General features: G+C 51.8%; 9 protein-coding genes. 7 read left to right on the forward strand and 2 right to left on the reverse strand.

Translation table 11 applies throughout. The annotated features are described in order from the left end of the window. From KKG35_09575 to KKG35_09585, 3 genes are all read left to right on the forward strand, one after another. Positions 1-309, forward strand: a 309-nt coding sequence (locus tag KKG35_09575; GenBank protein ID MBU1738376.1) for a DegT/DnrJ/EryC1/StrS family aminotransferase, incomplete at its 5' end; no start/stop codon positions are given. Beyond that, positions 306-2,174: an NAD-dependent epimerase/dehydratase family protein gene (locus tag KKG35_09580; GenBank protein ID MBU1738377.1), complete on the forward strand. Its 1,869-nt coding sequence runs from the start codon at positions 306-308 to the stop codon at positions 2,172-2,174. The genes KKG35_09575 and KKG35_09580, both read left to right, overlap by 4 nt. Next, complete coding sequence (locus tag KKG35_09585) at positions 2,143-3,234, forward strand: polysaccharide deacetylase family protein (GenBank protein MBU1738378.1); 1,092 nt, start codon at positions 2,143-2,145, stop codon at positions 3,232-3,234. The genes KKG35_09580 and KKG35_09585 overlap by 32 nt, the downstream gene beginning before the upstream one ends. Before the next feature lie 21 nt (positions 3,235-3,255). On the opposite strand, the gene KKG35_09590 is transcribed toward KKG35_09585, so the two are convergent. Beyond that, the gene (locus KKG35_09590; protein ID MBU1738379.1) at positions 3,256-5,721 is read right to left on the reverse strand and encodes a YfhO family protein; all 2,466 of its coding nucleotides are present in this window, start codon (positions 5,719-5,721) and stop codon (positions 3,256-3,258) included. 271 nt (positions 5,722-5,992) lie between these two features. Between KKG35_09590 and KKG35_09595 the strand changes: the two genes are divergently transcribed. From KKG35_09595 to KKG35_09610, 4 genes are all read left to right on the forward strand, one after another. Next, the gene (locus tag KKG35_09595) at positions 5,993-7,006 is read left to right on the forward strand and encodes an SGNH/GDSL hydrolase family protein (protein MBU1738380.1); all 1,014 of its coding nucleotides are present in this window, start codon (positions 5,993-5,995) and stop codon (positions 7,004-7,006) included. A gap of 91 nt (positions 7,007-7,097) precedes the next feature. After that, complete coding sequence (locus KKG35_09600; GenBank protein ID MBU1738381.1) at positions 7,098-8,666, forward strand: glycosyltransferase family 39 protein; 1,569 nt, start codon at positions 7,098-7,100, stop codon at positions 8,664-8,666. 204 nt (positions 8,667-8,870) lie between these two features. After that, on the forward strand, positions 8,871-9,860 hold the full coding sequence (locus tag KKG35_09605; GenBank protein ID MBU1738382.1) for a glycosyltransferase: 990 nt from the start codon (positions 8,871-8,873) through the stop codon (positions 9,858-9,860). Between the two features lie 92 nt (positions 9,861-9,952). Continuing rightward, positions 9,953-11,011 carry a radical SAM protein gene (locus tag KKG35_09610; GenBank protein ID MBU1738383.1) on the forward strand — a complete coding sequence of 353 codons (1,059 nt, stop codon included), beginning with the start codon at positions 9,953-9,955 and terminating at the stop codon, positions 11,009-11,011. A 37-nt stretch (positions 11,012-11,048) separates the two neighbouring features. On the opposite strand, the gene KKG35_09615 is transcribed toward KKG35_09610, so the two are convergent. After that, entirely contained in the window at positions 11,049-11,711 is a 663-nt protein-coding gene (locus KKG35_09615; protein MBU1738384.1) for a methyltransferase domain-containing protein, read from the reverse strand. Positions 11,712-11,761: the final 50 nt, after the last annotated feature.

Consider the following 11,761-nt stretch of genomic DNA (forward strand, 5'->3'; position numbering starts at 1 on the left):
AGTCATCTCAAGGACGGTATTTCTTGCCCGGCAGGAGAGAGCGTCTATCACCTGTATGTCATCCGGGTGGGGAACCGGGACCGGCTGCAGGCCAAACTCGCCGAGGCAGGGATCGAGACGGGCATCCATTATCCGGTTCCCCTCCATCTGGCGCCATGTTTCAAGGAACTTGGCGGCAGACAGGGTGATTTCCCGGTGGCCGAACGGGCGGCCGGGGAGATTCTGTCCCTGCCCATGTCGCCGTTCATCACTTTGGAACAGCAGGAATATGTGGTCGAAAACGTAAACAGATGGGGTGAGTCGGTATGAAAAACGTTCTGGTTACAGGGGGGGCCGGGTTCATCGGCTCGCATACCGTGGATCTTCTTCTTGCCAAGGGGTACAAGGTAAGGGTGCTCGATAACCTCGAATATCCCACCCATCTCCACGGCAAAAAATCAACCCTTTCTTCCCAGGTTGAATTCCTCCGGGGGGATATCAGAAACATCGATGATCTGACCCGGGCGCTTCCCGGGATTGACTGGGTGCTTCATCTGGCGGCAACCGGCGGCTTTACTCCCGATATCGGCCGTTATTTCGAGGTCAATTCCGTCGGCACCGCGAATCTGCTTGAGCTTATTCAACAACGGAAATATCGGGTCGAGCGGCTGGTGGTCGCCTCATCGGTCGGCATTTATGGGGAAGGGTTGTACCAGTGTGAGTCCTGCGGACCGGTTGATGGTGTTCGCAGGTTTCTGGAGCAGCTTACAGCCCGAGAGTGGGAGATGCGTTGTGTTCGCTGCGGTCGGGAAGTACGACCGGTTCCCACCCCAGAGACCAAGACCCCTTCGCCGGAAAAGGCGTATTCCATGTCGAAGTTTGATGAGGAGCGTCTTGTCCTGGGATTCGGCAGGGATTTCGATCTGCATGCCTGCGCCCTTCGCTATTTTCTCACCTATGGTCCCGGGCAGTCGTTGACCAATCCATATACCGGGGTTATTTCGCTTTTTTCTTCGCGCCTGCTGAACGATCTGCCGCCAATCCTCTATGAAGACGGCGAGCAGTCCCGGGATTTCATCCATGTCAGCGATGTGGCCAGGGGTAACCTGCTGGCCCTGGAATCGGAAGCGGCCCGCGACCGGGTTTTCAATGTCGGCAGCGGCCGGGCCACCAAAATCAGGGATGTGGTCGGGATGCTGGCCGAGTTGACCGGAAAAAGCGGGGTTACCCCCGAGATTCCGGGAGAATTTCGCCCGGGGGAATCCCGTCATATCTATGCCGATATCACCGCCTTCAGCGAGATCGGTTTCAAGCCGACGGTACCCCTCAAAGAGGGGTTGGCCGATTACGTTGCGTGGCTGGCCGGCTGCGGAACCGTCGATGAGTATCTGTCGGATGCGATGCGCGAACTGAAGCGGACATCCGTCGTCCGCAGTTCTGCCGGGCAGCAGGGTGATCAGCAGGAGGAAGGACTTTCGGTCATTGTCCCGGCCTACAACGAGGCGGGTAATCTGGAGACCTTCGTCCGTTATACCGTGGAAGCGGTGTCCCGGTTTCTGGGAAATTTCGAAGTGATTATCGTCGATGACGGCAGTCACGACGGAACCGGTTCCATTGCCGATCGTCTGGCGGCTGAAGACAACCGGGTCCGGGTGGTGCATCATCCTTTCAATGTCGGATACGGCGGCGCCCAGAAATCGGGATTCACGCATGCCGGCAAGGAATGGGCCGTGGTGGTCCCGGCGGACCATCAGTTCGATGTCGCCGATCTGGAAAAGTTCTATGCGGCCCGCAAGTCGGCGGACATTATCTGCAGCCGTCGGATCGAACGCCAGGATCCGATGATCCGGATTCTTATTTCGCGGTTCTACAACTGGCTGATGCGGCTGTTTTATCATGTCCCCCTGCGGGATTTGAACTGGGTCAAGATGTTTCGGACCAATATCTTCGATGAGATTGAAATCGAAACCCATGGCTTTGCCGTCGACGCGGAGATTGTCGTGATGGCCATGGCTCTGGGATACGGATTTGAGGAAATCCCGGTGCCGCATTACCGGCGGACATGGGGTGATCCCACCGGGGTCAGTTTGAGAAATCTCCTGAAAACCGCACTGGAGTTGTCACGAATAAGAGGCATCGTCAAAAAATTGGCCAGGAGAAAGAATGCAATGGCAAAAACTGATCATCCCTCCTGAGCTTACGCCGGACTGGTTCACGGGAGACAGCGTTCGGCTGCCGTTGGCCTCAGGGATCAGGCCTATTGTTCGAGGCGCGGAGCAGGGCGGTGTCTTCAATTTTGATGTCGGTCAAGTCATCGATGCTCTGCGGCAGGAATCCTATGCCCCGCCGATGACCTCACCGGCCCTGGGGATCCCCTTCCCGTACCACCGGCTGCCGGCCTGGTTGCGGCTGCTGGCGGCCCGGTGTATCTATTTGCCGAAACGTTTGTTCCGGCACCGGCATGACCCTCCCTGGCCCATCGCCGCCGGCGCGGATCTGCTGCTCGCCTTGAGCGGCCGTTTTCCTCCCCTGAGCTGGGGCGGAAAATGGGCGGTGACCATCACCCATGACGTCGATACCCGCGCCGGGCTTGCTCGGTGTCTGAAGATTGCCGAGCTGGTCGAAGGGTTCGGTTTTCGATCCTGCTTTTACATCGTCGGTGAAGTCATCACGAGTGATCCCGGGATCGTCCGGGAGCTCCATGAGCGCGGCCATGAGATCGGCTCCCATGATCTGTATCATGACAATCGGCTCTCTTTTCTGGCGCAACAGGCCATGGAGGATCGGCTGCTGCGGGCCCGGGATACCATCAGACCATACAACGGTGTGGGTTTCCGTTCCCCCTCCCTGCTGCGGTCTCCCGGGATGCTTGGTGCGGTCGGCCGGTATTTTGACTATGATTCGAGTGTCTGTGATACCGATCTTGAGTTTGATCGGGGCTGCACCACGGTTTTCCCATATCACCTGAAGGGCCTCCTCGAGATCCCGATTACCCTGCCCATGGATTCCTCGTTGCTCTACACCGGACATTCACCGGCGGAAATCCTTCGGCTCTGGCGGGTGAAATGCGAGTATATCAGAAAGACCGGGGGGCTCGCGGTCCTCCTGACCCATGCGGAACCGCATCTTGGGGGGCAACAATCGGTGCTTGGCTGCCTGGAGGAATTTCTGGGATGGCTCCGGGATCAACCCGATGCCGCCATGGTACTCCCAGCCGAGATCAAGTCTTATGTCAACAGTGATCCATTGAAGTAAGTTGTTTGCTTTCAACTCCCTCTACCACTTTGGCTCATTACGACCTCGGACAACGGTAAAAAGGCTCAGGGTGAGAGCTGTCAAGCTTATTATCAGCCCGGGAATAAGGGTCCGGGGGCGGAACTTCATCTCAACCACCGACCGGCCGGCGGGAATCGATACTGAACGAAATGCCCCATCGGTCTGGAACACCGGAACCTCCGAACCGTTGACGGTGGCTTCCCACCCGGGATAATAGGTGTCGGTCGTCACCAGGATTCCCGGTGTGTCACTCAGCACCTCAATGTTCAGCTGATTGTTCTTCTCCTCATATCGGAGAATCAGATGACGGACTTTGCCGTAATGACCGACCAGGGAAGGATTGATGAGAGGAATGACTTCTTCCGTCGCCAGGGCCATGGTCGATCGATCCCAAAATCGCTGAACCAGATTAAGCAACAGATCTTGACGGGTGGGCATCGCCTTGACTCCTCCGACCACCCTGGCCGGCGCACCGATGTCTCGGATCTTTTTAAAACTGGGACGGTGGATATCTCCCTCATCGAAGTAGTCCTGGGTCAGGGGTGCATCGACCCAGAACTCGATCCCCAAAATCTTCTCCAAACGGACTACTGAATCTTGCGGAATATCTTCAGAATGGTAGAGGCGCAGGAGCTCCCCGTAATTTTGAAGTATAAAGCCACGCTGGGAATTGTGAACATGGTCGGCCAGCGACCAGTTGCCGGCAAAGGTGTCCCTTGCCTGACGGAGAAGCGTTTCATTTTCGATTCCATAGAGATACTGTTGGGTATTCGGGCGAATGAAAGTGGCATTTGTCGACATTTCCTTGATTGCCTCCTTGAAAGGCCCTTTGTTCTTCATGATCTCCATATCAGAGGAAGGCAGAAGGGGGTAGGTGGTCAGCAGCAGGTCGAGAAAAACTACGATCACCGTTCCCCATGGGACCATCGCCTGGAATCGACGTTGTTTTGAAAACATCCCCAAGAGCAGCACGGAGGCAGCTAGCATCATCCCGATAAAGATACAGGCCTGGTCGACCAGTAATGCCCAGGGAATCCTCTCGGCAAATTCGACTTGGACCAAGTCCAGAAAAAAGAACCGATGCAGTAACCACTTCCCGAATGCCCCTCTGTTCATGAGGCAGAGCACCATAAAACAGGCGGTCAGGAAACAGGCAACAACAGGAAGTCGGTCAGCCAGCCAACGTCTGGTAGCGGATAAACGTCTCTCTCTCCTGAATTTCATGCTATCAAGGGCGATACCGGCCAGACAGCTCACGGCAAAAGCAACGCACATCAAGGCCTTTGTTGGCCAACGAAAAAATTGGATCAGCGGGAAAGCATCGTACAACAATGGAAAGAATGGGGTGAACTTTCCCATGACATAGAGGAGGAAGAAAATGAGCAACAGACAGAGGGTCTCCGTACGAAAACGGGTTATGAGGTCGTCATTGTTTTCCTGTGCCGGTCCCCGACCTCCGACAAGTCTGCTCCAGAGTGCGGTAAGGCAGAGGACCACCGGTAGAATGCCGACGTAGCAGGTGGTTAACCAGAATTCTATGGAACTCGGAGACCAGAACTTCCCCGCATACCCTGCGGTTCCGAAGAGGTACGGGAAGAGTGTTGTCAAGGCCATCAGCGGATGGAATGAAGCCTGGTCTAGAGCAGGTCCCATCTCGTCAACTTTCGAAAAGGCAAAGAGATCCAACACAGGCAGAAGTTGGACGGCGCAAAGCATGAGGGATAAGGCAGAGATCCCTGCAAGCCCAGCCAACGGTTTAACCGCACTGTACCAGCCTGAGCCCATGCGCCAGCGGACTCCGCCGAAGAAAACACCAAGGAGGGACAAGGACATGCCGGTGAACAGAACCGCTTCCGGATAGCCAGCCATGAACTGCATGCCCATGGCAAAAACGACCATGAGAAACCGTTTCAGGGATCCTCGGCGAATCCATCGGCAATACAGAGCTACAATCAGCGGATACCAGCAATATCCGCAGAGAAACGCAAAAAATTCGAGCCGGGTCACCGTTTGGGTACTGAAGGCAAAGGCCGTGGCAGCGAGCACCGCGCCAGCATGGGAGATTCGCCATGTTCTACAGGCTAACCACACACCCCAGGCAGCCAGTAATACATGAAGGGAGGATAAGATCACATTGGCTTGGGGAACCTTGATCAGAAGAAAAAGGAGATTCGGGGGGTAAAACACCGCATTCTCAATGCTGGAGAGAAACGGTTCACCAGCACCGGAGTAAGGATTCCAGAGGGGGAAGTGCCCGGCCAGCATATGGGTTCGGAAGAACTGTTCTGTTGGGTAAAAATCCAAGATCAGGTCACGAAGGAGAAAAAACCGACCGGTAAATAAAAACCTACCGAAAAAGATCAGAACAAGGATGGTCAATAGACCGAGAAAAATCAAACGAATGGTGAATGAATCGCTGGTATCGGGGGCTCCTGATGGGGTAAGATTGCCGATGGCAGAACGCATGAAGGGACTTCTCCTGTGCTCCCTCCGCCGTCCCCAATAGATTTATTCTACAGAAAAACGACCCAACCTCAAATTCGTCCCAATGGAATAACCGAGGGGAGATCGTCGTCTGTAGAAAAACAGATATTCCTCATCAGATTTTTATTTTATATAGATAAACCATAGCAGTTTTAGAGGGTTGAATCAAGAATGAAAGCCATGAAAGCTGCCGCTGAACATATTGCCGTTCAGGTAAGGGAGATATGGATAATTATTTTTCAGGGGCGCGAAGATGACCCGTTTCAAATATATTGTTTTCTCTGTAATCCCTCTCCTCCTTTTGCTTGTATCCCTGGAAGTTTTTTTTCGTCTGGCCGGGATTGGTAAACCTTTTTTGACGACTTTGCCGATCTGGGACGGTCCCCTGGAAATCCTCCTTCCTGATCCCGATATCGGTTTTCGATTGAAACCAAATTCTGCCAGTGGCTGTATTACGTTAAACGCTCTCGGCTTTCGCGATCACGAATTGAATCAAAAAGCCGATATCAAGATTTTATGTCTGGGTGATTCCGTTGCTTTTGGTTGGGGCGTTACCGATCCCTCCAATACCTATTCCGGGGTCCTTGAGAAAATTCTCAAGGAAAAGGCGGCTGCAGTCGGAAAAACGGTTGAGGTCTTTAATGGTGGGATTCCAAGCTATCAGCTTTATCAAGGCGTTGGTCTTTATCTTCATCACCTGGCCAAGGTTACGAATTGGGATTATGTCATCTGTTCGTTTGGCTGGAACGAGAGTGGCGAACCCGGGACAGTCGATCAACTGGGCAGGGAGGATGCAGTCATGCTGGACTATATCAGACGAAATCCTTCAGATGAAAATGGTCTGGTCAAGAAATTGAGAAATGGCGCCGAACGACTTTGGCTGTACAATGGCATGGAATCCCTCTACGTCCAGATCATGCTGGCGGATGAGATCAGGAACGCGAATTATCCGTTTTTGGTTTACGAGCGGCAGTTGACCGATTTTGCCCGGGCGGTCAAGGGTAATCACGCCCGGCCTGTGTTTCTCGCCATTCAGGTCAAGGAGGAGGACAAGGGCAATAACTACCAACAGGTCATGCTGCGATTCAATAGCTCTGCCAAAAAAGTGGCCGAAAAGGAACAAGCGCTCTTTATCGAAACTGATTTGCTCTTTCAAAAAGAAAGACCCGGCTGGTATGACCATGTTCATTTTGACGAACAGGGACACCGGATAATTGCTGAGTCACTCGGTATAATCCTTACCCGGGAGTTAAATATCCCTTGGTAGGTTATAAATATAAAGTTGTTGTTCCGTGAACCCGTCCAGCCGGATCGGACCGCTTCACCAACCCATCACCTATCTGAACCAGGGGGGCAATTTGTCGAATAAGTTCGTAAACGATAAGATGTTCGTGTTGCTGTTTTTTGCCGTGTATCTGGTTATCGGGCTATTTGTGTTCGATGATTACGGCATATCGTGGGACGAAGATGTGTCACGATATACCGGGAGTATCGCTTTAGGGGCTGCGATCAATAGCGATGTTCATTACTCCGACCCGTTTCATGGACCAACCTTTGAAATGTTGCTTGCCGGAATCGAAAAGGTGTTCGGCATGGGAGATGATAACCTGAGGGAAGTCTACTTCATGCGGCATCTGGTGACCTTCCTCCTGTTTTATCTTGGTGTCTGGTTCTTCTTTCTCCTCTGTCGAAACCGTTTTCACAGCTGGCGGATTGGTCTTCTCGGGAGCTTTCTTCTGGTGCTAAGCCCCCGGATATTCGCCCATTCCTTCTATAACTCCAAGGATATCGCGGGCCTTGCGCTTTTTATCATCAGTATTTTTACCCTGTTGAGATTTCTGGAAAAGAAGACATTTCGCAGAGCTCTCCTGCATGCATTAACGAGTGCGATTCTCATCGATGTTAGGATTATGGGAGTAATTATCCCGGTTTTTACGGTTTGTCTGTTCGCTTCCGATCTCATGCTGCAGCACAAAAAAGTGGAGTGGCCGGCGGCAATAAAGGCATGTTTGCTTTACCTGGTTTTTCTCGTTCCATTGACTGTCCTTTTCTGGCCGCTCCTATGGAAAGATCCGCTGATTAATTTTATCGGAGCGTTCAAACTTATGGCCCATTTCGAATCCGATCTGGTGTTGTTCAATGGGGAATTTATACAAGCCTCGGCGCTGCCATGGTATTATTGCCCCGTTTGGATCCTGATAACGACCCCATTGATGTACACGGTGTTTTTTGCTGTCGGCTGCGGGGTGTTCTTATGGTCCCTGGCTATCAGGCGATGGGATTTTTTAAGAGACAGGATGGACGATGTGCTGTTCCTTTCGTGGTTCTTCGGGCCCGTTTTGGCGGTGATAATCCTTGGATCGACGCTTTACGACGGATGGCGGCATATGTATTTTGTCTATCCGGCATTTATTCTGTTATCGGTCAAAGGGATCGTGACGGTATTGGATTTTACAAAGGATCGCAGGTCAAAGAGTTTGTCCAGGGCGGGGAATATCGCTGTAAAGCTTGTGGTAACCGGCGCGCTGATCGGTTCCGCCTGGACCATCGGCAAAATGCATCCGTATCAGAACGTCTATTTCAACAGACTTGCCGGTAAAAACCTCACGGAAATAATCAACAAATTCGAATTGGATTACTGGGGGCTTTCTTATCGGGAATGCCTGGAATATATATTGGAACATGATCAGAGGAAGAATATTAAAATATCCTACGCCAATTTCGCCGCAGTGGTGAATTCCTATATTTTACCGGCGAAAGAAAGGCAACGATTGACCTATGTAGAAATACTCGGGGATGCCGATTATCTGATCGACAATTTCCGATGGCGTAAGGGAGGGTATCCATTCCTGGAAAAGAGTGAGATCTATTCGGTGGAGGTTGCCGGTGGAAAAATAGCCTCGGTATACGACGTGTCACTCCTGTAAAGCGCAACGTTCTGACCGGTATTCATTTCGTTATGGATCTCCTGTTTTCACCCTTCGGGTATAAGTCTCGATGTCTCGCAGGCTCGCTTTCGCCCAGGGGCATAAGTTTCGTATAAGCAGGCACGCTGCTTAACTTAACTAATCGGTACGAGCAGACGAGCTGCTCAACTCAGCTTTTAAGATTTTCCCGGCAAAGGTGTTCGGATGATATCGATAGTTATCCCCGTGTATAACGCAGAAAAACAAATAACCCGATTGTTGGACTCGATTCAGCAGAACAGAGTTGCCGAGACAATTGAGGTGATTGTGGTCGATGATGCCAGCAAAGACGGCACTGTGCAGTCGATAAAGAATTATCCGGTCAGAATTTTTGAAAACGCTACCAATTCCGGCAGTGCCTGCAGCAGGAATCGAGGGGTCAAGGAAGCTCGCGGGGAACTGGTCGTCTTTTTTGATGCGGATGTCGTTTTGCAGGAGAACACGCTGCAATCGCTACTGGAGAGAGCGAAGGAATTGTCAGAAAAAGACGCCTATATCGGGATCTATTCAAAAAATCCGGTTGAAAAAGGTTTTGTTCCTGAATTCAAGGCCTTGCTCGACTTTTTCCATTGGCTGCCGGTGCAAAGTTTAGAGGTGACATCTTTTGAGCCACGATGCGCGATCTTGAGGAAAAAGGCTTTTCTTGAGGTCGGCGGCTTTGATGAAAAGATTAAAGGGGCTGATGTGGAAGATTATGAATTCGGCTACAGGCTTCTGGCCGCCGGCGGAAAAATTTATCTCGATAAAAACATCCAGGTCGATCATCACTTTCCGGTAAAGATGAGCACGATAGTGAAGAATTTTTTTCAGAGAGGGGCCTCGTGGATGAAGTTGTTCCTTGAAAGGAAAGAATTCGATAATGCGGTGACGACGAAAGGCGCCGGTGCCGCATGTATGATGGCCTTTGCCGGCGCCGTACTGTTTTTTCCCGGACTGTTTATTCAGGAAGCGGCTTTTTTATGGGGCTTGTCGATGATTCTTTATGTGATATTGGCACACAAGTTCCTGGGCTTCGTTCTTCGTGAAAAGGGCGTCCGCTTTATGCTGTTGGCATTTTTCGCGCAATACCTGTTGCATGTTGTTCTCGGGGTGGCGGCAGTAAAGGGGATAGCAGAATATATTCTGCAAAAGATGGTGGGTCCATGCAAAACCTGAGAAGGTTGATCCGGCTTGCTCTCTCATATCTGTCCGGCCGACCGGCGTATTTGATCCTGTTTGTCACCTCGCGGTGCAATGCCAGGTGCAAAATGTGTTTTAACTGGCGGAACCAGCAACACAGTTCCGCCAGGGATGAATTGACCCTTGATGAGATCGAAAAAATATCCAAAGGGTTCAGTAATCTTTTCCAGTTCACGGTTGCCGGGGGAGAGCCTTTCATCAGGGATGATGTCGCTGAAATTGTCCGGTGTTTTTACACGAACTCCGGCGCAAGATCGGTGACGTTACCCACCAACGCCTATTTTTCCGAAAAAATTGAAAAAACGGTTCGCAAGATTTTGCAGCAATGCCCGGAGTGCCTGTTAAACGTCTGTTTATCCCTGGATGCGTTGGGTGATGAACACGACCGGATCCGGCAGTTGCCGGGAGGATTCAAGGCGCTGTTGAATACCTATCAAAGACTCAAGGATATTCGTGAAACCAATAGAAACCTGTACATAAAAGTGACCACCGTCCTCTCAAAATTTAATGCAGACCAGGTGCCGGAAATATTTGATTATGTGCGGGAGAACCTTGAGGTGGACGACCATGAACTTTTATTGGCAAGAGGAGACACCAGAGAGGCGGAGGCCCGGGCCGTGCCTATGGAAAAGTACCGCCAACTTTTAGAACAGGTGGAGCAAAACGGCGCCCGGAATCTGGAGAAACGGCAATACCAGTTTTCAAGGGTCTTTTACGGGTTGTATAAATACATGAACCGGCTGGTGGATGAAGTTTCGGCAACAAAGAAGCTGGTGTTTCCATGTCTGGCCGGTCGGAGATTGGTGGAGATCTATGATGACGGGCTCGTCGTCCCCTGTGAGATCCTGCCGGTGTCGGCGGATGGCCGGGATCTGTCGTTCGGCAACATCAGGGACCATGAGTATGACATCAATGCGATCCTGAAGACCGCTCAAGCCAAAAAAGTGAATGAATATATAGCCGGCAGGAACTGTTGTTGTACTTTTGAGTGTGCGCTGTTGACCAATATCGTTTTTAATCCGCGGGCTTATCCCGGCTTAATAAGGCATATGTATTGCGCGCACAATAAGCCGCCGGCACAGGAAGAAAACAGGCCGAAAAACCGCGATCATTCTCAGGCGCCCTGAAAGTTGACCGTTTGGCAAAAAGTCTATAGCCGCAGACTCACTCGAAAAAGATAAATGAGTAATCACCCGAATAACCCGTCTCGGCGAAAATATATTCCCATTCCTCCGGCGTGAAGAACGCTTCGCAGGTCAACTGCCAGTGGAGCAGGTTGGCCTTCTCCTCTTCGTTGCGATAAGACTCGACCACCAGATAGGAATTGCCGCTCTTGACCCGCTCCAGCTCCCTCAGTGCCGCCATCAGATCGAAGAGATACAGGTTGTGCAGGGTGGTCAGGGAGAGAATGAAATCGAAGGATTGATCCTGGTAGGGGAGTTGGCGGGCGTGGCCGAGATCCAGGAATGGCCGGATTTCCTCCTTGGCGTTTTCAAGGGCGTATGGGGAGATATCCAGGCCCCGGACCACGAGCCCCGGCAGGATCCGTTTCAGTTCATAGAGCAGAAATCCCTTGCCGCAGCCCACATCCAGCACCCGCTGGCCGTCCTGTAGGCCGTAATGATCAATCAGGCGGCGAGCCATGGGTTCCCATCGTCCATCGTAATGGAATCCGCCGTAGCCGTTTCTTCGGTCGCCGTCCCAGTATTCATAATCAAAGCGTTTGGCGATGGCGGCGCGTTCCGCCTTATCCCCGTGCCGGACCCGTTCGAGATAATCACGTTTGGTTCGCGTATGCTCGGTGGTCATGAAGTCGATGTAAGACATGATGCGGTTCCTCTTTTTGAGTCCCTTCCAGATTGTTTTCGTGTTTCAAA

The organism is Pseudomonadota bacterium, from assembly GCA_018823285.1.
Taxonomy (GTDB): Bacteria; Desulfobacterota; Desulfobulbia; order Desulfobulbales; family JAGXFP01; genus JAHJIQ01.